This is a genomic window from Pseudonocardia halophobica, assembly GCF_027922425.1.
In the GTDB taxonomy this organism is placed as follows: domain Bacteria; phylum Actinomycetota; class Actinomycetes; order Mycobacteriales; family Pseudonocardiaceae; genus Pseudonocardia; species Pseudonocardia halophobica.
In genome coordinates, this window is sequence record NZ_BSFQ01000026.1 from 71,840 (window position 1) to 94,565 (window position 22,726).

Annotated in this window: 11 protein-coding genes; 3 read left to right on the top strand and 8 right to left on the bottom strand. The window is 75.7% G+C overall.

Annotated features, from left to right (window positions below; translation table 11 throughout):
* Nucleotides 1-3: 3 nt before the first annotated feature.
* The 5 genes from PKE99_RS25320 to PKE99_RS25340 form a co-directional block, all read right to left on the bottom strand.
* A complete protein-coding gene (locus tag PKE99_RS25320) occupies nucleotides 4-1,011 on the bottom strand; it encodes a Fe2+-enterobactin ABC transporter substrate-binding protein (protein WP_037038509.1) in 1,008 nt (335 codons plus the stop codon).
* 20 nt (nucleotides 1,012-1,031) lie between these two features.
* Nucleotides 1,032-14,327, bottom strand: a complete 13,296-nt coding sequence (locus tag PKE99_RS25325; RefSeq protein ID WP_063739597.1) for a non-ribosomal peptide synthetase — start codon at nucleotides 14,325-14,327, stop codon at nucleotides 1,032-1,034.
* Nucleotides 14,328-14,616: 289 nt separating this feature from the next.
* A complete protein-coding gene (locus tag PKE99_RS25330) occupies nucleotides 14,617-15,348 on the bottom strand; it encodes a DUF4097 family beta strand repeat-containing protein (protein WP_037038507.1) in 732 nt (243 codons plus the stop codon).
* The gene (xerD, locus tag PKE99_RS25335; RefSeq protein ID WP_197040372.1) at nucleotides 15,345-16,307 is read right to left on the bottom strand and encodes a site-specific tyrosine recombinase XerD; all 963 of its coding nucleotides are present in this window, start codon (nucleotides 16,305-16,307) and stop codon (nucleotides 15,345-15,347) included. Before xerD ends, PKE99_RS25330 begins: the two co-directional genes overlap by 4 nt.
* A gap of 71 nt (nucleotides 16,308-16,378) precedes the next feature.
* Nucleotides 16,379-17,365, bottom strand: a complete 987-nt coding sequence (locus tag PKE99_RS25340) for an LLM class F420-dependent oxidoreductase (protein ID WP_037038505.1) — start codon at nucleotides 17,363-17,365, stop codon at nucleotides 16,379-16,381.
* Between the two features lie 191 nt (nucleotides 17,366-17,556).
* On the opposite strand from PKE99_RS25340, the gene PKE99_RS25345 reads away from it, so the two are divergent.
* Entirely contained in the window at nucleotides 17,557-18,135 is a 579-nt protein-coding gene (locus PKE99_RS25345; RefSeq protein WP_269322894.1) for a DUF1707 SHOCT-like domain-containing protein, read from the top strand.
* Nucleotides 18,087-18,245 (top strand): TM2 domain-containing protein, encoded by a 159-nt coding sequence (locus tag PKE99_RS25350; protein ID WP_232873343.1) that lies wholly within the window; start codon nucleotides 18,087-18,089, stop codon nucleotides 18,243-18,245. Before PKE99_RS25345 ends, PKE99_RS25350 begins: the two co-directional genes overlap by 49 nt.
* A gap of 6 nt (nucleotides 18,246-18,251) precedes the next feature.
* On the opposite strand, the gene PKE99_RS25355 is transcribed toward PKE99_RS25350, so the two are convergent.
* Nucleotides 18,252-19,403, bottom strand: a complete 1,152-nt coding sequence (locus PKE99_RS25355; RefSeq protein WP_037038504.1) for an acyl-CoA dehydrogenase family protein — start codon at nucleotides 19,401-19,403, stop codon at nucleotides 18,252-18,254.
* 73 nt (nucleotides 19,404-19,476) lie between these two features.
* Here PKE99_RS25355 and PKE99_RS25360 point away from each other — a divergent pair, with 73 nt between their 5' ends.
* Nucleotides 19,477-20,160, top strand: coding sequence for a winged helix-turn-helix transcriptional regulator (locus PKE99_RS25360; protein WP_037038503.1), 684 nt, complete (start codon nucleotides 19,477-19,479; stop codon nucleotides 20,158-20,160).
* A 53-nt stretch (nucleotides 20,161-20,213) separates the two neighbouring features.
* Here PKE99_RS25360 and PKE99_RS25365 read toward each other — a convergent pair whose 3' ends face one another.
* A complete protein-coding gene (locus PKE99_RS25365; RefSeq protein ID WP_037038502.1) occupies nucleotides 20,214-20,849 on the bottom strand; it encodes an NUDIX domain-containing protein in 636 nt (211 codons plus the stop codon).
* Nucleotides 20,846-22,600: a CTP synthase gene (pyrG, locus tag PKE99_RS25370; protein WP_081923591.1), complete on the bottom strand. Its 1,755-nt coding sequence runs from the start codon at nucleotides 22,598-22,600 to the stop codon at nucleotides 20,846-20,848. Before pyrG ends, PKE99_RS25365 begins: the two co-directional genes overlap by 4 nt.
* Nucleotides 22,601-22,726 lie beyond the last annotated feature (126 nt).

Here is a 22,726-nt window from a genome sequence, read left to right on the forward strand (position 1 = left end):
GGGTCAGAACTCCTGGTCGATCACGGTCAGGGTGTTCGTGGCGCCGTCGAGGTCCGGCCGGTAGCTGGTGGCCGGGAGCTCGTGGACCTTGCCCGCCCGGAACGCGGGCAGCGCGGCGTACAGCGGGTCGGCCCTGAGCTGGTCGACCGTGCGGCCGGACAGGTTGATCACGAACGCCTGCGGGGCGTCGGCGACCTTGCCCAGCAGCTCCGGGCTCACCTCGAACGAGTCGCCGCTGCCGTAGAGCTGCGGGTTGCCGGCCTTGGCCAGGACGCCGTCCATCGTGAAGCCCAGCGCGGCGAGCTGCTGGGGCAGCGCCGCGGTCTCCGGGATCAGGTACGGCTTCTGGTTGGGCAGCGACAGCAGGATCGCGAACGGCTCGGCGGGGACCTGGATGGCGCCCTTGACCTGGTTCAGCCTGTCGTCATAGCCCCGGATCAGGGCGTCGACCCGGTCCCCGCGGCCGGCGGCGTCGGCCACCTGGCGCAGCTGGTCCTCCCAGCCGGTGACCGTCGTCGGGACGAGGACGGTCGGGGCGATCGCCTTCAGCTTGTCGTAGTTCTCCTTGGCCTGGACCGCGGTGATGCCCTGGCCACCGCCGATGATCAGGTCCGGCCGGGCGGCCACGACGGCCTCGATGTTGAGCTGCTCGCCGGCCGGGAGCGCCTCGGTGTTCGCGGCCCGGGCCTTGTCCGCCCACGCCGGCGGGAACCCGCCGTCGAGGTCGGTCACGCCGAGGACCCGGGTGTCCGTGGCGACGACGGGGGCGTCGACGGCGTAGAGGTAGCCGCCGAACCCGCCCGACAGGTTGACGATGCGTTGCGCCTGGGCGGGCACCTCGACCGGGCCCTGCTCGGTCTGGACGGTGCGCGGGCCCGCGGGGGCGGGGTCCGCCGACTCCGTCGGGGTGGACGAGCAGCCGGCGAGCGCGAGCAGCGCGGCCAGCGCCGCCGTCACGACTCCGGGGGCCGTGACGCGCCGGCGTCGGGGCGTCCGGGACAGCCTGGACATCGGTCCGTTCGGTCCTCTCATCAGGGCGACCCGGGGGTCGCCGGATCGGCGCCGACCCGGGTGGGCGACGCGGTGTCGCCGGCCGTGCCGTCGTCGGGTGACGACTGCGCGGCCGCGATCAGGGGCCCGACGCGGGCCCATCCCGCCGGGGACACCAGCCCGGCGTGGTCCAGCGGGACCGGGTGCACGGTGAGTGCGCCGCCGCCGGGCACGCCCCGCCATGCCGCGGCGAGCGGACCCGGGATCGCGGGATCGGTGGTCGCCACGGCCCCGGCTGCTCCGGTGGCCTCGACGAGGGTGACCGGGCCGCCGTAGCGCGCCGGTAGGGACGCCGCGCCGAGGCGCAGGCAGGTCGTGGTGGCCGCGCGGACCGCAGACCGGAGGTCCTCCGCGGCCTCGGCGGGCAGCTCGGCCTCCGGCCCCGGGTCGTCGGCGTACGCCGGGCCCGGCGGGCGGCTGTCGAGCAGCCCGGTGAAGGCCACCCGCTCCCCCGCGGCCGCCAGCTGCGCGGCCATCGCGTGGGCGACGGCGCCGCCGAACGAGTAGCCGAGCAGGTGGTAGGGGCCGGACGGCTGGATCCTCCGGACCGTGGCGACGTACCGGGAGGCCAGCTCGTCGACCGTCCCTTCGCGGAGCTCGGCACCGGACAGGCTCGGCAGCTGCAGGCCCAGCACCGGCCGGTCCCCCGGCAGGTGCGGGACGAGGCCGGCGAAGGGCCAGGCGAACCCGCCGGCCGGGTGGACGCAGAAGAGCGGTTCCCGGTCGCCGCCGGACCGCAGGGTGAGGACGTGCTCCCGGCCCCGCGGTGCGTCGGTGCCGGCGCCCAGCAGGGCCGCGAGCTCCGCGACCGTCGGGTGGGCCATCAGCGCTCCGACCCCGACCGGCTCGCCCAGGTCCCGCTCGATCGCGCCGGCCAGCCGCATCGCGGTGAGCGAGTCGCCGCCGAGGTCGAAGAAGGACTCCTCGGGATCGACCGTGTCGGCCGCGTCCGCACCGCCCAGGCCCAGGACCTCGCCGACGAGCCGGCACAGCGCCCGCTCGCGGTCGTCCTTCGGCGCGCGGGCGGCGGCCCGGGGCGGCGGTGCCGGCAGGGCCGCGCGGTCGAGCTTCCCGTTGGGCGTCAACGGCATCGACGCGACCGACACGACGTCGGCCGGCACGAGGTGGCCGGGCAGGGTCTCCCGCAGAGCGGCCCGGAGGTCGACCCCCTGATCGACGCCGGCCTCGCCGATCACGTACCCGACCAGGCGGCCGTTCTTCACCGCGGCCGCGGCCCGGGTCACGCCCTCGCACCGGGCCAGCGCGGCCTCGACCTCGCCGAGCTCGATCCGGAAACCGCGGACCTTGACCTGGCCGTCCGTGCGGCCGAGGTACTGCAGCTCCCCGTCGGGGCGTCGGCGCACCAGGTCGCCGGTGCGGTACATCCGCGTGCCGCTCCCGGAGGGGTCCGCCACGAAGGACGCGGCGGTGAGCCCGGGCCGGCCGAGGTAGCCGTGCGCGATGCCGTCGCCGGACATGTACAGCTCGCCGACCCCGCCGACCGGCACCTCGCGCAGCCCGCTGTCCAGAACGCGGGCGCAGGCGTTGCGGACCGGGCGGCCCAGGCACGGCGTCGCGCTGCCCTGCACCGGCGAGCCCATGGCGTTGATCGTGAACTCGGTGGGGCCGTAGAGGTCGTAGCCGTCGACGCCCTCCTGCTCCCGCAACCGCGTCCACAGCTCCGGCGGCACCGCCTCCCCGCCGAGCATGACGAGGGCGGGATGCCGCTCGCCGTCGAGCAGGCCGCCGGCGAGGAGCTCGCGGGCGTAGGACGGGGTCACGTTGACCACGTCGATGCCGACCTCGCGGTAGTGCCGCACGAGCGAGGCGGGATCGAGCCGCGCCCGCTCGTCGATCACGTGCACCTCGTGTCCCGCGAGCAGCCAGAACAGCTCCTCCCAGGACATGTCGAAGGAGAACGACACGGTGTGGGCGATCCGTAGGCGACCCCGGCCCCTGGCCGTGGGGGCGAAGATCTCGGCGACGTGGTTGTGGTACATCGCGGTGAGCCCGCGGTGACCCACGACGACGCCCTTCGGCCGGCCCGTCGAGCCGGACGTGTAGATCACGTACGCGGGCTGGTCGGGGTGGGTCGGCCCGGGGACCTCGCGGTCCGGGGCCGGGAGCGCGCCGTCGAGGACGGCGGCGACCTCCTCCAGCAGGACCTCGGGCACCCCCGCGGTCCCGCTCCCCGCCCGCGTCGTGACGACGAGCGCGGCGCCGGCGTCGGCCACCAGCTCGGCCCGGCGCGCGGCCGGGTCGGCCAGGTTGAGCGGCAGGTACGCCGCCCCGGTCCGCATCACCGCGAAGATCGCGACGACGTGGTCGGCGGTGCGCGGCAGGGCGAGCGCGACGGTCTCCCCCGGGCCGGCCCCGCGGTCGGCGAGGACCCGGGCGAGCCGGGTGACCCGCTCGTCCATCTCCCGCGCGGTGTGCCGGGTGTCGCCGAACACGAGCGCCGTGGCGTCCGGGGTCGCGGCGGCCCGCTCGCGGAGCAGCGCGTCGACGCTGCCGCCCGGCTCCCCCGGCTCCGGCACGGCCACCCGCGGCGGCGCGAACTCGACCGGCGTGCCCGCGGGCGGGACCGCCGTGTCGGCGACGCGCGCCTCCGGGTCCGTCAGCGCGCGGAGGACGGCGACCAGCCGGTCCAGGTGGGCTGCCACGTCGGCGTCGGGCACGAGGTCCGGGCGGGACTCGATCGCGATCGCCAGCGCCTCGCCGTCGCCGCCGGCCGGGTCGACGTCGAGGGTCAGCGCGTAGTGGGTGCCGTCGACGGCCTCCACCGTGCTGATCCCGTGCCGCTCCAGCACCTCGCGGCGCTGCGCGGAGTTCCGCGGGGCGTTGCGGAAGACGTAGAGCGTGTCGAAGAGCGTCGGGTGGCCCGCGGCCCGCTGCAGCCGGCCCAGGCCCAGGTGGTGGTGGGCGGTGAGCCGGCCGGCGTCGGCGAACACCCGCCGCAGCAGGTCGGCGACCCGCTCGCCGGGCTTCACGGTCAGCCGGACGGGCACGGTGTTGAGCAGCAGCCCGACCATCCGGTCCGCGTCGTCGACCTCGGCCGGTCGCCCGGACACGGTCGCCCCGAACACGACGTCGTCGACGCCGGTGGCGCCGCGCAGCGCCAGGCCCCAGGCGGTCGCGATCACCGTCGAGCGGGTCACGCCGAGCCGCGCGGCCAGGTCCCACAGCGCCGCGGTGGTCTCCGCGTCGATCTCGACGTGGCGACGGACCGGGAGCGGAGCACGCTCCACGGCGGCGGCCCGTCGCTCGCCCGCGACCAGGGTCGGCTGCGCGAGACCGGCGAGGTAGGCCCGCCACGCCTCCTCCGCCGCCGGCCGGTCCGCGGCCGAGGCCCAGTCCAGGTAGTCCCGGAAGTCCGCGGGCTCGGGCAGCTCGCGGCCCTCGTAGAGGGCGAACAGCTCGCCCAGCAGCACGGTGATCGACCAGGCGTCGACCAGCAGGTGGTGCTGGGTGAACACCAGCCGCGCGCGCCCGCCGGGCAGGTGCACCAGCAGCATCCGGACCAGCGGCGGCGCGGCCAGGTCGAAGCCCGCGGCGAACTCGCGCTCGTCGAGGCCCTCGAGTTCGGCCTCGTATGCCAGGTGGACCTCGCGGAAGGGCATCGGCACCTCGGGCCCGACGACCTGGACCGGCTCGGTCCGCCCGGCGTGCGTGAAGCCGGCGCGCAGGTTGGGGTAGCGCCGCAGCAGCGCGTCGCCCGCCGCCCGCAAGCGCGGCACGTCCGGGGTGCGCGCGAAGTCGAACCGCTGCTGCACCAGGTAGACGTCCGTGCCCGACGCGTCGAGCGTCGACTGGAAGTACATGCCCTCCTGCAGCGGCCCCAGCGGCAGCTCCCCCCACTCCCGTGAGTGGCGACTGCCCCTAGAGGGGCTGTCGGCGCTCACGACCCCCGCTGACCTGGCCAGATCGGCGAGCGTGTCCGTGGCGAAGACGTCCGCGACCGTGAGGCCGAGGCCTCGGGCGCGGGCCGCGGACGCCAGCCGGACGGTGCTGATGCTGTCGCCGCCCAGGCCGAAGAACGTGTCGTCGGGGCCCGCGGAGGGCACGCCGAGGACCTCGGTGACGAGCGCGCACAGCACGCGCTCGGCCTCGGTGCGTGGCGCGCGGCCGGCCGAGGCCACCGCCGGCCCGGGCAGCGCCTTGCGGTCGACCTTGCCGTTGAGGGTCAGCGGCAGCGCGTCGAGCACCGTGACGACCTGCGGGACCATGTAGTCCGGCAGCAGCCGCGCGGCCCCGGCGCGGACCTCGGCGGGGTCGACCGCCCGCCCCGCCTCCGGGACCACGTACCCCAGCAGGCGGCCCGTCCCGGCCCCGTCCGCGCGGACGACGGCGGCGGCCCGCGCCACCCCGTCGACGGCCGCGAGCGCGCCCTCCACCTCGCCGAGCTCGATCCGGAATCCGCGGACCTTCACCTGGTCGTCGACCCGGCGGAGGAACTCGATCCGCCCGGCCCGGCGGCGCACGAGGTCGCCGGTCCGGTAGAGACGCTCGCCGCCGGGCGCGGCGACGAACCGTGCCGCGGTCATCCCGGGGCGGCCGAGGTACCCGCGGACCACCTGGGCGCCGCCGACGTACAGCTCGCCGGCGACGCCGTCCGGCACCGCGCGCAGGTCGTCGTCGAGGATCCGCACGTGGACGTCCGTCCAGGGCGCGCCGATCGTGACCGGGTCGCCCGCGGCGAGGTCGGCGCAGGTGGCCCAGACCGTGGCCTCGGTGGGGCCGTAGACGTTGCGGACCGAGGCGCACCGCGCGGTGAGGTCGGCCGCGAGGTCGGCGGGCAGCGCCTCGCCGCCCACCAGGGCCCGGACCCCGGCGAGCTGCGGGGCGTCCTCGTGCTCGGTCAGCGCCCGCCACAGGGACGGCGTCGCCTGCACGACGGTGGCGCGCTCGGTGCGGACGAGGGCATGCAGGGCGTCCGGGTCGAGCACGGTGGCCCGGTCCGCCAGCACGACGGTCGCGCCGGCGACGAGCGGCGCGAACAGCTCCAGCACGGCGATGTCGAACGACACGGTGGTCACGGCGACCAGCCGGTCGCCGGGACGGACCCAACCCTCGCCGACCACGGTCTCCACGAACGCCGCGAGGTTGGCCGTGGTCACCATGACGCCCTTGGGACGCCCGGTCGACCCGGAGGTGTGGATGACGTAGGCGAGGTGGTCCCCCGGGGCGGGCGGCTCCGGGAGCTCCCCGGCCTCGGGTGCGGCCCCGTCCGCCTCGTCCGCCCGGATCGCGGCGGGGGCGTTGCGCGGCAACCGGTCCGCGACATCGGCGCTCGTCAGCGTGGCGACCGGACGGGCGTCGTCGATCATGTACTCCAGCCGCTCGGCCGGGTAGTCGACGTCGAGCGGGAGGTACGCCGCCCCCGTCCGTAGGACCGCCAGCAGCCCGACGACGAGCTCGGCCGAGCGCGGCAGCGCCACCGCGACCACGGTCTCGGGTCCGGCGCCGGCGGCGTGCAGCCGGGCGGCGAGCGCATCGACGCGGGCGGCCAGCTCGCGGTAGGTCAGCGTGCGACCGGCGGCGACCAGCGCGGGCGCCTCCGGCGTCCGGCGGACCTGCGCCGCGAACCCGGCTGCGACGCCCGTGGGCACCTCCGTGCGCCGGGGCGGGTCGGCGATCCCCGTGCGCGGCAACGTGAGCGTGCCGATCGGCGCCGTCGGCGCGGCCAGGCCCTGCTCGAGGACGTGGACGAGCGCGTCGAGCAGGAAGCCGACCGTCGGCGCCTCGAACAGCTCCGCGTCGGCGACCAGGCGCAGCGCGGCGCCCTCGTCGGACGCGTGCTCGTCGTCGACCAGCCAGATCGCGACGTCGAACCGCGCGTCCTCGCGGACCGGGTCGACCGGCTCCAGCACGAGGTCGCCGAGCGGGCTCGGTGCGACCCGGCCCTCGTGCGCGACGGCCGTCTGGAACAGCGGGTGCCGGGCCGTGCTGCGCGGCGGGGCGAGCAGCTCGACCAGCCGCTCGAAGGGCAGGTCCTGGTGGGCCAGCGCCTCGAGGGAGGTGTCCCGGACGCGGTCCAGCAGCTCGGCGAACGACGGCCTGCCGGACAGGTCGCAGCGCACCACCAGGGTGTTCACGAAGTACCCGACGGTGTAGGTGAAGTCGTGCTCGTTCGGCAGGCCGGACTCGAGGCCGCGGCGCGCGACCGTGGACCCGAGCGGGACGTCCCGGCCCGCGCCCAGCAGGTTCCAGGTCAGGGCGACGGCGGCCTGCAGCACCACCAGCGGCGTGACGTGCTGCTCGGCGCAGACCCGGGTGATCGCGGCGCGGACGTGGGCGGGGAGCGGACGGAGCAGGGTGCGGCCGCGGTGCGCGGTGCGGGTCGGACGCGGGTGGTCGAACGGGAGGTCGAGCTCGACCGGCAACCCGGCCAGCCGCTCCCGCCAGTACGCGGTCTGCTCGGCGAGCGCGTCCTCGGCGAGGAGCCGGCGCTCCCGACGGGCGTGGTCGGCGTACGCCGGACCGGCCGGGCCGAACTCCGGCGCGACACCGGCCTTCCGCGCGGTATAGGCGCGGTCGAGGTCGGCGAGCAGCGGGCGGATCGAGCCCTCGTCGATCGCGATGTGGTGCACCACCAGCACCAGGACGTGCTCCTCCGGCCCGACGACGAGCAACGTCGCCCGGGCGGGGACGTCCGTCGTGAGGTCGACCGGCCTGGCCTGGCAGGCCGCGATCTCGGCCTCGACCGCGGTTCTGTCTGCGCCGGCGTCGACGGTGCGGACCGCCGGCGCAGCGGGCTCGTCGAGCACGCGGGTCGTGGCCGCACCCTCGGCGTCGGCCGGGTAGACCGTGCGCAGGATCGGGTGCCGGTGCTGGACGTCCGCCCAGGCGGCGGCCAAGGCCGCGACGTCCAGCGAGCCGTGGATCCGCGCCACCACCGGGACGTCGTAGGTGGTGGAGGGGCCCTCCAGCTGCTGCAGGAACCAGAGCCGCTCCTGCGCGGGCGAGAGCGGGACGGCGTGCGGGTCGATCTCCGGACGACCCCGCTCGGCCCGGACCGGACGCGTCGCGTTCACGGGCACGACGGCGCTCGGGGCGTCGGCGCGGGTCTCCGCAACCGCCAGCCGCTCCTCGTCGACCTCCGCGAGCCCGGCCAGGGCCCGCGGCGTCGGCGCCTCGAACACCTGGGGCACGGTCAGCCGGACCCCGGTTCGGCGGAGCCTCCCGACCAGCCGCATCGCGGTGAGCGAATGCCCGCCGAGGGCGAAGAAGTCCTCGTCGGCGCCCACCCCGGGCACCTCCAGGACCGCCGCCGCGGCCTCGCGGATGGCGGTGAGCACCACCGCTTCTGGGTGCATTATGGTTCCATAACGCGATTCAGACCCGGGTTCTGCAGGCATTGTGGTTCCATAACGCGATTCGGGCCCAGGTTCTGCGCGCATTATGGTTCCATAACGCGATTCGGGCCCGGGTTCGGAACGCATTGTGGTTCCATAACGCAGCATCTCGGCGGCGGTTCGCTCCGGGCCGGTGAGCAGCCCGGACAGGACCTCGGCGAGCCGGGTGGCCATCCGCTCCGCCCGGTCGGCGGGCACCGCACCCGGGTCGTGGTCGAGGACCAGCTCCAGGCCGGCGCCGGGGGCCGTCGGCGGGGCCAGCAGCGTCAGCGGGTAGTGCGTGACCCCGCGGTGGGCGACGCCCTCGACCCGCAGCGGGTCGTCCGCGGCGCGCGCCGGGCCCGCCGGGAAGTTCTCGAACACCACGAGGGTGTCGAACAGCTGTCCGCGGCCCGCGGCGCGCTCGATCTCGGCGAGGCTCGCGTGCTCGACCTCCTGCATCGCGAACTGGGCCGTCTGCAGCTCGGTGAACTGCGCCAGCAGCGACCGGTCCGGACGCAGCGCGAGCCGCCCGGGGACGGTGTTGCTGAACAGGCCGACCATGCCCTCGACCCCCGGCAGGTCCGCGGGCCGGCCGGACACGGTCGCACCGAACACGACGTCGTCGAGCCCGGTGGTCTCGGCCAGCACGGCCGCCCACGAGCCCTGCACCAGCGTGTTCACGGTGAGCCCGCGCTCACGGCCGAGTGTGGACAGCGCGACGGCGGTCTCCGCGTCGAGCGGCACGGCAAGGCGCAGGCGCTCCTCCGACGGCGCACCGGTGGCCACGAGCGTCGGCGCGCCCAGCCCGTCGAGCCGGTCCGCCCAGGCGGCCTGCTGCGCCGCCCGGTCCCGGCCCGCGAGCCAGGCGAGGTAGGTCCGGTAGGGCGCCGGGGCCGGCAGGTGGTCGGCGCCGCGGTGGTAGAGCTCGAGCAGGTCGCGCAGCACGATCGGCGTGGACCAGCCGTCCGTGAGCAGGTGGTGGGCGTTGAGCACCAGGCGGTGCCGCTCGCCCGGCAGGCGGATCAGCAGGCCGCGCAGCAGCGGCGGGACGCGCACGTCGAACACGTGCGTGGCGGCGTCGTCCTCGAGCCGGTCCGCGGCCCGGGCGGCCGCGCGCTCCGGCAGCGCGGTCAGGTCGACCTCGCGCCACGGCAGCGACACCGTGCGCGGGATCGCCTGCACCGGGCGGTCGAGCTCCTCGAAGTGGAACGCGGCCCGCAGGTTGTGGTGCCGCGCGAGCAGCCCCTCGACGGCGCCGCGGAGCCGGTCGGCCCCGAGCGGGCCGGCGAGGTCGAAGCGGGCGGTGAGGGTGTAGACGTCCCGGGCACCGTCGCGGACGGCGTGGAACAGCAGCCCCTCCTGCAGCGGGGACAGCGGGAGCAGCTCGGCGAGCGAGCCGTGCTCGGCCTCCAACGCGTCGATGCCCGCCTGGTCGACGCCCGTGCCGGGGCAGTCCGACGGGGTGAGGCCGCCTTCCGCGAGCGCGGCGTGCGCGGCGAGCGCCTCCAGCGCCAGGTCCCAGTGCTCCTGCAGCGCCTCGACGTCGCCCGGGCCGAGCACCGCGGACGCGGCGCTCCACTCGACCGCGAGCCCGCCGTCCGCGTGCACGAAGACGTTGAGCGCCAACGTCTCCGCCAGCTGCTTGCCCGCCGGCTCGACGACGGCGAACGGGTCCTCGGCGGGCAGCCGCCACCCCGGGAGCGCGGCGAACCGGCCCAGGTAGTTGAGCAGCAGCGCGGGTGTGGGCGCCGCGCCGAGCTCCGGCGCGGTCTCGGGGTCGAGGTAGCGGAGCACCCCGAACCCGGCGCCCTCCCCCGGCACCGCGCGCAGGGCCTCCTTCGCCGCGCGCAGCAGCCGCCCGGCAGCCGGGCCACCCGCGAGGGCGTCGTCGAGGTCGGCGTCGGTGAGCCCGTCGGGCACCCGGACCGGGAACTCGCTGGTGAACCAGCCGACGGTGCCGGCCAGGTCCAGGTCGCCGTACTCGCGGCCGTGCCGCTCCAGCGAGACCGCCCGGGCCTCGGCCGGACCGCGCCACGAGCGGACGGCGAGCACGAGCGCAGCGAGCAGCACGTCCTCCGCGCCGGCCCGGTACTTCTCCGGGAGCACGGTGAGCAGGGCGTCGGCGACCTCGGGCGCGTGGGTCGTGCGGGTGCGGGCCGCGGTGGCGACGGTGTCCGCCGGGCCGACGTGCCGCTCGCCGAGCGGCGCGACCGCGGCCAGCGCGGAACGCCAGTGCTCGAGCTCGGCGCGGCGCGCCCCGGACACGCCCTCCTCGGCGAGCGCGAGCGCGTGCCGCCGCCACGAGCCGCCGCGCGGTGCGAACCGGGGGCCGCGGCGCTCGCGGGCGGCGGTGCAGGCCTCCTGCAGGTCCGGCAGCAGCACCCGCCACGACACCCCGTCGACGACGAGGTGGTGCGCCACGACCACGAGCTCGTCCGGCCCCGAGCAGGAGCGGCGCAGCAGCACCACGCGCAGGGTCTCCCCCGCCCGCGGATCGAGCAGGGCGGCCTCCCGCGCGGCGACGTCCGCGGGCTCGCCGAAGCCCTCGTGCACGATCTCCGGCGCCCGCAGGGCACCGCCGTCCCGGACGATCAGCTCGGCGTCGGAACCGCTGCCGCGCAGCACGATCCGCAGGGCGTCGTGCCGGTCGACGACGGCCTGGACACCGGCCACGAGGTCGGCGAGCTCGATCGGCTCGTCGACCTGCACCGCGGTCCACTGCGCGTAGCCCGCGATTGCCTCGGCGGCGGGGTTCGGGTCCACCAGTGCGCGGACGATCGGGGTGGCCGGCGCCGAGCCCGTCGCCACGTCCGGGGCGGCGGGGCGGCCGGTCTCGACCTCGCGCACCTCCGCGGCCAGGGCACCGAGGTCGCGGCGGGACAACAGGTCCTTCGGACGCAGGTCCAGGCCGCGGGCGCGGGCCCGGCTGCTCACGCCGATGGCGGTGATGCTGTCCCCGCCGAGACCGAAGAAGTCGTCGTCGGGTCCGACGCCCTCCTGCCCGAGCACCTCGCCGACGACCTCGCACAGCACACGCTCGTGCACCGTGGCCGGGGTCCGGCCGGAGCCGGTGAGCCGGGGTGCGGGGAGGGCGGCGCGGTCCAGCTTGCCGCTCACCGTGACCGGCAGCGCGTCGAGCACCACGACGGCCGCGGGCACCAGGTGCTCCGGAAGCCGCGCGGCCAGCGCCGACCGCACCCGGTCCGGTTCGACCGCACCGGTCACGTACCCGACCAGCATCGGGCGGCCGCCGTCCGTGCGGACCACGGCCGCCGCGGCGGTGACGCCCTCGGCCTCGCTCAGCGCGGACTCGACCTCGCCGAGCTCCACCCGGAACCCGCGGATCTTGACCTGGCCGTCCGCGCGGCCGGCGAACTCTAGCCCACGGCCCGGGGTCCACACCGCGACGTCGCCGGTGCGGTACATGCGGTCGCCGGGGGCACCGAACGGGTCGGGCAGGAAGCGCTCGGCGGTGGCGCCCGGCCGGCCGAGGTAGCCGCGGGCCAGGTGCGGGCCGGCCAGGTAGAGCTCGCCCCGCTCGCCGTCCCGGACCGGGGCCAGCGCGGCGTCGAGCAGGTAGGCGCGGGTGCCGGCAAGCGGCAGCCCGATGGTCGGGGTGGCGCCCTCGACCGGTGCGGCGGTGGCGTCGACGGTGGTCTCGGTGGGCCCGTACAGGTTGTGCGCCACCACCCCGGAGCGAGTGATCCTCTCCCAGAGCGCGGCAGGGGCCGCCTCGCCGCCCAGCACGAGCTGGACGGGCCGGTGCGGGCCGTCGAGCAGCCCGTGCTCGACGAGCGCCGCGGCCATCGACGGGGTCAGGTCCACGCAGTCGATGCCGTCCCGGGCGAACGCCGCGACCAGCCCGGCGGCGTCCTTGACCAGGTCGCCGGCGTAGAGGTGCATCTCGTGCCCGCACAGCAGCCAGATGAGCTGGTCGAGCGACGCGTCGAAGGCGAAGGAGGCGGTGTGCGCGGTCCGCAGCCGCCGCCCGGCCCGCTGCTCCGCCGCGGCGTAGAGCGTGGTGCGGTGGTGGTGCAGCAGCGCCGCCAGACCCGCGTGCCGGACCAGGACGCCCTTGGGCGTGCCGGTGGACCCGGAGGTGTGGATCACGTAGGCGAGGTGCTCGGGGTGCCGCGGGGCCGCCAGCTCGGCCTCGGTCAACGGCCCGTAGGGCAGGCCCTCGGTCTCGAGGGTGACGGCCTCGGGCACGCCGGATCCGAGGACGAGCGCGGGCCGGGTGTCGTCGAGCAGCGTGCGCAGTCGCGCCGCCGGATGGTCGAGGTCGAGGACGGTGTAGGCGGCGCCGGCGTCGAGCACCGCGAGCAGCGCGACGACGAGTTCGACCGAGCGGGGCTGGGCCAGCGCGACGACGTCGTCGGGCCCGATCCCCCTGTGCCGCAGCGCCCGCGCGAGCCGGTGCACCCGGCCGGCGAGATCGGCGAACGTGAGCTGCTCGGCGTCGTGGACCAGCGCGGTGGCGTCGGGCCGGGTGGCGGCGAGGCGGTCGAGGACGGCCGGGACGAGCTCCGGGGTGCCGGGCAGCGCGGCGGGCGTGCGCTCGGCGAGCAGCCGGGCCCGCTCCTCCGGGCCGAGCAGGTCCACCTGCCCGACGGCCGGGTCGTCCGCCCCGGTCAAACCCTCGATCATCCGCACGAGGGCGGCCATCCGCCGGTCGACGGTGGCCTGCGAGGTGGTCCGCGCGTCGACCTCGAAGCCGAGCATCAGCCCGCCGTCGCGCTGCGGGGTGACGGTCAGGCCGAGGTCCTCCGGCGGTCCGCCGGCGACGTTGCGCAGGATGCCGACCGCGCCGGCGAAGTCCAGCGTGAGGTCGAAGGCCTTGACGTTGATCCCGATGCCGTGCAGCAGCGCGCCCGCGCCGGGGACGCCGAGGTCGCGCGGCAGGTTCTCGCCGCGGTAGCGCTGGTGGGCCCGCATGCCGAGCATCGCGCGGCCCACCTGCTGGGCGAGGTCGCCGAGCCGGTCGCCGCCGCGCACGGTCACCCGCAGCGGCAGGACGTTGACCGCCATCGCCGGTGCCCGCAGCGCCGCGGCGCCGGTGCGCGCCATCATCGGCAGCGCGACGACCAGGTCGGACTCGCCGCGCAGCCGGTGCAGGAAACCCGCGTAGCAGGCGATGAGCGCCTCGGCCCAGGTGGTGCCGGTGTCGTCGGCCAGTGCCTCGAGCCGGTCGAGCGTCCCGCCGGAGACGAAGGCCCGCGCGTGCAGCGTGCGGTCCGCGGGGCCCTCGGGCGCGTCGCGGCGGCCGCCGAGCTCGGGCAGCGGGGTGAGCAGGTCGCGCCAGAACTCGCGGTCCCGGGTGAACCGCTCGCTCGCCTCGTACTCGCGGTCCTTCGCGATCAGGTCGGCGATCGCGCCGAAGGTCGCCTTCGGCGGCTCGGTGCCGCGGACCCGCGCGGTGTAGTGGGCCGCGACCCGGCGGGAGAGCATCGCCGCGCTGTAGCCGTCGACGATCAGGTGGTGGTACAGCTGGATGCACCAGACGTCCTGGTCGGACAGCCGCACCAACGTGTAGGTGTAGAGGGGACGGTCCACCATGCCCCGGCAGGCCTCGGCGGCGCGCGAGCGCTCGGCGTCGACCAGCGCGTGGGCCACCGCGACCGGATTGCGCTCCCCGCGCAGGTCGACGACGCGGGGCCGCGCGGCGGGCTCGTCGGACACCGTCTGGCGTGGACCGTCCGGAGTGTCGTGCAGGCGCAGGCGCAGGGTCTCGGCCTCGTCGATCGTCGCGCGCACGGCGTCACCGAGTGCCGCGACGTCGATCGGGTCACCACCCTCGCCGGCGGAGATCTCGAGGACCTCGCCGACCAGGTAGCTGCGCGACTCCGGATCCAGCCGCTGGGCGTTCCACACCCCGAGCTGCGCGGCCGACAGGGCGAGCGTCGCGCCGGTACGGGTACCGAGTGCGGGGGGCACGCTCACTCGTGACACCGCCTCTCGTCGAGTTCATCGGGCCGTCACGCGCGCAGGGGGCAGCCACGGGGCCCGCCGACGACCCCCGGTGCACGACCGGGAAGCCTGCGTTCACACGCGGTTAGGCTTACTTAACCAACCAGGCGGCAGGGCCGTATGCAAGCGCGGGACCACGGCCGTTCGGGTGAGGAAGACAACAGAGCGCGACAGATCCACTACGTTGAGATTTGAACGATCTCGGCGTTGCCAGCAGGGCCCGAGGCCGCGACGCAAGGGTTCGTGCTGGTCAGCCGCGCGCCTACCCGTGCGTCACGCGGACGTCTCCTGCGGTGCTGTGCGCCGAGATCGTCGCGTCGGCACCCGGGTCGTCCGCGACGCCGACCTCGACCGAGCCGACGGTCGTCCCGGCGTCGACGCGGTACACCGGACCGATCGGGACGACCACCGCGACGTCCCCGGCCGTCGACTCCGCGACGACGGCGGCGGGCGGGGCGACGAAGACCAGCGTGACGTCCCCGGCCGTGCTGGTCGCCGACACCCGCGGGCCGGCCAGCCCGGAGCCGGTGACGTCGCCGCCGGCGGTCCGCAGCTCGTGGGCACCCGTCAGGCCCTCGACGCGGACGTCGCCCGCCCCGAGGTCCACGCTCGACGCCGCGGCCGCCGGCACCGTGACGGTCAGCCGGGTCTCGCACCGCTCCCCCGGCTCCGGGCAGCGGGCGGTGACCCGCAGGACGTCTCCCGCAAGCTCCTGGGTGAGCTCGGGTTGCGGCCCGGTCCATCGCCTCTCGTGGTCCACGGTGGCCGATCCCTCCGGCCCGGAGCGGAGGGTGACGTCGCCCGCATCGGAGAGGATCTCGACGCGGGCGACGGCACCGTCGTGCCGGTCCGTGCCCCGTTCGGAGGTGGGCTCCGCCGGGCTGCCGCCCGGGTCGGACCCCGCGTCCGTGGTGAGGGTGACGCCGCCGCAGCCGGCGAGGAGCACGGCGAGGGCGGGGAGCAGGACCAGCGGGGACACCCGTGTCGCGATCATCGCCCGGTGAGGTTAGCGGTGCCCGGTCCGCCGGTGCGTCCGGTCCCGAGGGCCCGCGGGTGCGCGGTCGCGTAGACCTCGCGGAGGGCGTCGACGGTCACGTGGGTGTAGATCTGCGTGGTGGTCACGGACGCGTGCCCGAGCAGCTCCTGGACGACGCGGACGTCGGCGCCGCCGGCCATCAGATGGGTGGCGAAGCAGTGCCGGAGGGTGTGCGGCGAGATCGCCCTCGGATCGAGGCCCGCCGCGTCGGCCGCGGTGCGCAGGGCGTGCCAGGCGCTCTGCCGGGAGAGCCGGGCGCCGCGGGCGTTGAGCAGCAGGGCCGGGGTGCCGCGGCCCTTGGCGACCAGGTCCGGCCGGGCCCGCACCAGGTAGGCGTCGACGGCGGCGAGCGCGGGCCGGCCCACCGGCACGATCCGCTGCTTGCCGCCCTTGCCGCGCAACAGGACCGTCCGGGAGTCGGTGTCGAGGTCGTCGAGGTCCAGCCCGACAGCCTCGGAGATCCGCGCGCCCGTCGAGTAGAGGAGCTCGAGCAGGGCGCGGTCGCGCAGCCCCGTCGGCCCGTCGCTCACGCAGCCCGCGAGCAGCTGCTCGAGCTGGTCGATCGTCAGCGCCTTGGGCAGCCGGCGGGGCAGGGCGGGCGGGGCGACGGCGCGCGCGACGTCGACCGGCACCAGCCCGTCCCGCGCCGCGAACCGGTGCAGCCCGCGGACCGCCGCGAGGGCCCGGGCCGCCGACGACGCCGCGAGCGGCGCCTCGCCGCTGCGCAGCGCCACGACGAAGTCGCTGACGTCCGACTCCGCGACCATGGCGAGGTCGTCGATCCCCCGGCGCTGCAGGTGCGCGGCGTAGCGGTCGAGGTCGGTCGTGTAGGAGCGCAGCGTGTTGGCCGAGCTGCCGCGCTCCACGGCGAGGTGCGCCAGGAAGGCCTCGACCCCGTCCGCGACCCGCGTGCCCATGGGCCGCATTATGGATCCACGACGCGCTCGGGCCGCGCCCCCACGCGCAGTACGGATCCACAACGCGCGGATCAGGCGAGGTTCGGGATGACCTCGCGCTCGAACAGCTCGATGCCCGAGCGGTCGTAGGCGGCCTCCGGGAAGTAGAAGATGCCGTAGGTCATCCCGCGCTCCTGCATCCCGCGCAGGTTCTCCACGATCTGCTCCGGCGTGCCCACGCCCGGCAGCCCGCGGAACGCGCCGAGCTGCGACTCCGCCTTCTCCTTGCCGACGTACGGGGTCAGCCGGTCGACGACCTGCCGCAGCCGGTCGGAGACCTCGGCCTCCGTGCTGCCGATGGCGACGTTGTAGTTCGCCGTCCGCACGATCGACCCGAAGTCGGTGCCCAGCTCCCGGCAGTGCTTCGCCAGGATCTCGGACTTCGCGGTGAAGCCGTCCGGGCTGCCGTCGAAGTTGGTGTAGTCGGCGTACCGCGCCGCGATCCGCAGGGTGACCTTCTCCCCGCCGCCCGCGACCCAGATCGGGATGCCGCCGGCCTGGATCGGCCGGGGCTCACAGATCGCCCCGTCGACCTGGTAGTGGGTGCCGTTGAGCGTCGCGACGCCCTTCTGCCAGGCCTGGCGGAAGATCTGCACGCCCTCGTCGAGCATGCCGAGCCGGTCCCGCGGCGGCGGGAAGCCGTAGCCGTAGGCGCGCCACTCGTGCTCGTACCAGCCGCCGCCGATGCCCATCTCGACCCGCCCGCCGGACACGACGTCGACGGTCGCGGCGACCTTCGCCAGGTACGCGGGGTTGCGGTAGGCCATGCACGTGCACATCTGGCCGAGCCGGACCCGCTCGGTCGACGCCGCGAACGCCGCCATCAGCGTCCACGCCTCGTGCGTGGCCTGGTCCGTCGGCGCCGGGACCGTGTGGAAGTGGTCGTAGACCCAGATCGACTCCCACGGACCCGCGTCCGCGTGGGCCGCGAGCCCCTTCATCACCGCCCACTGCTCGGCGGGGTCGATGCCGACGAGGTCGTGCCGCCAGCCCTGGGGAACGAAGAGACCGAAGCGCATGGACCGAGCCTAGGACCGGGACCCACCGCGCGCCGGGCCGCACGAGAGATGCCGACGGTCACGCTGTTCTCCCGGTCGTCCGGCGGCGCCCCACGGGGCTGTGCCCGGTCCGACCGGACGCGCCGTTCCCGGCTCCCCACGCCGAGTCGGTTGCCGCCGCCCGCCGCCCGCCCGGGGGTACGGTCGGTCCCGTGAGCGAGTCCGAGCCCCGCCCCGAACCCCCGCAGGTCAGGATCGGCAACGCCGAGCGCGAGGACGCCGCGCAGGCGCTCGCGGAGCACTTCTCCCACGGCCGGCTCGACGGCGCCGAGTACGAGGAGCGGGTCGCGCAGGTCTGGGCCGCCCGGACGCTCGACGACCTGGGCGGTCTCTTCACCGACCTCCCCGCGCCGCACCCCGCGGCGCTGTGGAACCGGCCGGGCGGACAGCCCGGCGGGCACACCGGGTACGGGCAGGCCTACGGCCCACCGGCGGGCCTCCCCTCCGGGTACGCCGGCGGGCCGTACACCGGGCAGTCGCCCCAGCCGTTCACCGGCTACGGCGCCGCTCCCCATCCCACCCACTACGGCAGCCCGACCTACGGCGCCCCCGGACTGCCGCACCACGCCCCCGGCGGCACCCCGACGCGCCCTACGGCCGCGAGCCGGGCACCGGCGCCCCCTACTCGGACAAGTCCAAGCTCGCCGCGGGCCTGCTGCAGCTGTTCCTGGGCGGCGCCGGGATCGGCCGCTTCTACACCGGGCACACCGGCATCGCGATCGCCCAGCTGATCGTCACGATCGTGACCTTCGGGCTCGGCGCCGTCTGGGGCTTCGTCGACGGCATCGTGCTGCTGGCCGGGCGGTCCACGGACGCGCAGGGCCGCCCCCTCCGGCCCTGACCCCCGTCATCCCCGCCGCGCCGCCAGCGCCGCCTCGCCGAGCCGGGCGAGGGTGGCCTCCGGGGTGAGCGGGTGGAACGGCCCGCCCCGCACGTCCCGGTACGCCCGCTCGAGCGGCGAGCGGCGGAAGAACGCCTGGCCGCCCGCGACCTCCAGTGCCCGGTCGACGACCGTCCGCGCCTCCACGACGGCGTGCCGCTTGGCCGTCAGGACGGCGTCGAGGGTGGCGTCGTCGGCGGGCGGGTCGTCGCCGACGTCGTCGACCGACCCGAGGAGGGCCCACTTCGCGACCCGCAGCATCGCGCGCATCTCCCCGATCCCCCGGACCGCGGCGGCCGGGACCTCGGACCGCGCGGCGACGAGCCGCTCCGCCTCCTCGCACGCCCCGCGCGCCACCCCGAGATAGGCCGCCCCGGCGATCGGGGCGAAGTGGATCACCGCGACCAGCAGTGGGCCGGCGAGCGCGCCGTACGGCCGGGTGCCCAGCACCTTCTCCTCCGGCACGAACACGCCGTCGAGCACGACGTCGTGGCTGGCCGTACCGCGCATGCCGAGGGTGTCCCAGGTCTCGACGATGCTCACGCCCGGCGCCGAGAACGGCACCCCCGCGTGCAGCACGACGGCGTCGGGGCCGGGTTCGCCGAGCACCGCCGAGGTGGCGAGCACCCCTGCGACCGGGGCCTGGCTGCAGAAGGTCTTGCGACCGTCGAACCGGTAGCCGCCCTCGACCGGGACGGCGGTCGTCGTCGGGCAGACCCAGTCGGAGCCGCCGCTGGTGGCGAGGACCAGGCCCTCCTCGGCGACGCGACGGAGCACCCCGGCCGCGTCCGGCTTCCCCCGCCGGTGCCGCCACACCTGCATGCGGGTGAGGTAGAGATGCATCGCGGCGGCGAGCGCGGCCGAACCGGACCACCGGCCCAGCTCCTCCTCGGCCAGCACGAGCTGCCGCAGCGTCGCGCCCAGCCCGCCGAACTCGACCGGGACGCCGAGGCGCAGGTAGCCGAGCTCGGTCATGGCCGCGTAGGCCTCGGTGACGAAATCGGCGGCGACGTCGTGCGCCGCGTCGAAGGGGGCGGCCGCCCGGCCGACCGCCTCGGCGAGCGCCAGGACGTCGGAGTCGGTGAGGACGCCGGTGGGGACCTGCTCGAGAGTTGTCATGACGGCAGGATCCGGCGCATCCGAGTTGCCGCATAGTTCCGAAAATGAACCGGGCCGAGGAGGATGTGCGGCCATGTCCCGCTACGGCCAGTACTGCCCCATCACGCGGTCGCTGGAGATCCTGGGCGACCGGTGGACCCTGCTCGTGATCCGCGACCTGCTCGTCGGCGCCACCCGGTTCAACGAGCTCGCCCGGGGGCTGCCCGGGATGTCCCGGGCGCTGCTCTCGAAGCGGCTCGGCCAGCTCGAACGCGCCGGTCTCGTGGTGCACGCCGACGGCGCGTACCACCCGACGCCCGCCTGCGAGGAGCTGATGCCGCTGCTCTTCGGCCTCGCGGAGTGGGGCGCGCGGTGGGCCTTCGGGGAACCGCGACCGGACGAGCTGGACCCCACCACGCTCATGTGGTGGATCCGCGGCGGCATCGACCCGGCGCCCTTCGGGCCGAAGCGGACGGTGCTGCACGTCCACGTGCCGGACGGCCGGCGCCGCCGGTACTGGTTCGTGATCCAGCCGCACGACGTCTCGCTGTGCTTCACCGACCCCGGCCACGAGGTCGACGCGGTCATCGAGGCCCCGCTCGGCGTGCTCTACCAGGTGTGGGACGGCGCGCTCGACCTCGCCGCGGTCCGCGGCGACGGGCGGCTGTCACTGACCGGGCGCCGGGACGTGGTGCTGCGGCTGCCCGACGCCCTGCGCCTGAGCCCGGTCGCCCCGTACGTCCGCCGCGGGATGGCGCGCGCCGTCGCCGCCGGCTGATCACCCTGTGAGTGGCGATAGTCGCTATAGCGACTATCGCCACTCACAGGGGTTCAGGACTTGCGCTTCGCGAAGGCGGTCGGGCGGTCCGGCCACGGCGCGTCGGTCGGCCGGGGCTCACCGTGCCCGTCCCGCACGGCCTGCAGGGCGAGGACGCCCGCGACGGCCGTGGCGTTGACGATCTCGCCGCGCAACGCCATGTCGACCGCCTCGGCGAGCGGGATCCAGCGCAGCTCGAGCTCGGACTCCTCGTCGTCGCCCAGATCGGGCCGGTCGACCTCGGTCAGGCCGGTGGCCAGGAAGACCCGGATGGCCTCCTCGGAGAAGCCCGGCGAGGGCACGGCGTCGACCAGCACCGACCAGTGCTCGGCCGCCAGGCCGACCTCCTCGGCGAGCTCCCGGGCGGCCGCGGCGACCGGGTCCTCGCCGGCGTGGTCCAGCAGCCCGGCCGGCATCTCCCACAGCCGGCGCCGCACGGCGTGCCGGTACTGCAGGATCATCATCAGCCGGTCCTGCTCGTCGACCGCGGCGATCGCGACCGCCCCGGGGTGCTCGACGATCTCGCGGGTCGCCTCCCGGCCGCCGGGCATGCGGACGGTGTCCGCCCGGACGGCCATCACGCGGCCCTCGTAGATGTCCCGCGAGGCGGTGATCGGGAAGTCGTGCGTGCCGGGGGTGCTCCGGCTCACGAACCCACCTCGGCCGGCTCGGTGGCCGCGGCCCCGGCCCGCTCGGTCCGCTCCGCCTTGCCGTTGGACTTTGCCCGGGACGGCATCTCGACGGGGAGCCGGTCCTCGGCGTTGTACCGCAGGGCCGCCTTCACGAAGGCCGCGAACAGCGGGTGCGGGCGGGTCGGGCGGCTCTTCAGCTCCGGGTGCGCCTGGGTGCCCACGAAGAACGGGTGCGTCTCGGCGGGCAGCTCGACGAACTCGACGAGCTTCCCGTCCGGCGAGGTGCCGCCGAACACCAGCCCGGCCTCGGTGAGCCGGTCCCGGTAGCCGTTGTTGACCTCGTAGCGGTGCCGGTGCCGCTCGGACACCTCGCGGCTGCTGTACGCCTTCGCGACGACGCTGCCCTCCCCCAGCGCGGCCGGGTAGGCGCCGAGCCGCATGGTCCCGCCCATGTCCCGCTCGCCGGCGACGACGTCGAGCTGCTCGGCCATCGTCGAGATCACCGGGTGCGGGGTGCGCGGGTCGAACTCGCTGGAGCTGGCGCCCTCGAGGCCGGCCAGGTTCCGCGCGGCCTCGATCACCATGCACTGCAGGCCCAGGCACAGCCCCAGCGTGGGGATGCCGCGGGTGCGGGCGTGGGTGATCGCGCCGAGCTTGCCCTCGATGCCGCGGATGCCGAACCCGCCCGGGATCAGCACGCCGTCGACGCCCTCCAGGGCGCTCGCGGCGCCGGACGGGGTCTCACAGTCGTCCGAGACGACCCAGCGGATCTCGACCTTGGCGCGGTGCGCGAAACCGCCGGCGCGCAGGGCCTCGGTGACGGAGAGGTAGGCGTCGGGCAGGTCGACGTACTTGCCGACCAGCGCGATCGTGACCTTCTCGTCCGGGTTGTGCACGCGGTCGAGCAGGTCGCCCCAGACGGTCCAGTCGACGTCCCGGAACGGCAGTCCGAGCCGACGCACCACGTACGCGTCGAGCGCCTCGCGGTGCAGCACCCGCGGGATGTCGTAGATCGACGGGGCGTCGGGGCAGGCCGCGACGCCGTCCACCTCGACGTCGCACATCAGCGAGATCTTGCGCTTCATCGCGTCCGGGATCTCCCGGTCCGCGCGCAGGACCAGCGCGTCGGGCTGGATACCGATGTTGCGCAGCGCGGCGACGGAGTGCTGCGTGGGCTTGGTCTTCAGCTCGCCCGACGGCGCCAGGTACGGCACCAGCGAGACGTGCAGGAAGAAGCAGTTGTCCCGGCCGACCTCGTGGCGCACCTGGCGGGCCGCCTCGACGAACGGGAGCGACTCGATGTCGCCGATGGTGCCGCCGACCTCGGTGATCACGACGTCCGGGACGACGCCGTCGGCGTCGGGCTCCGCCATCGCGAGGATGCGGTCCTTGATCTCGTTCGTGATGTGCGGGATGACCTGGACGGTGTCGCCCAGGTACTCGCCGCGTCGCTCCTTGGCGATGACCTCGGAGTACACCTGGCCGGTGGTGACGTTGGCCCGGCCGTGCAGGTCCCGGTCGAGGAACCGCTCGTAGTGACCGATGTCCAGGTCCGTCTCGGCGCCGTCCTCGGTGACGAAGACCTCGCCGTGCTGGAACGGGTTCATCGTCCCGGGGTCGACGTTCAGGTACGGGTCGAGCTTCTGCATCGTGACCCGGAGCCCGCGCGCGGTGAGCAGCTGGCCGAGGGACGACGCGGTGAGGCCTTTACCCAGCGAGGATGCGACCCCGCCGGTGACGAACAGATGACGGGTCGCGCGTGTCTGCACGGAACTTCAGTGTACCCGGACCCTCCCGGCAGCCCGGACGGACCGCCCACGCGCGTGTCGCGACCCTTCCCGGAACGCACGAACGGCGCTCTCGCTCACCAGGTGTGAGCGAGAGCGCCGTTCACC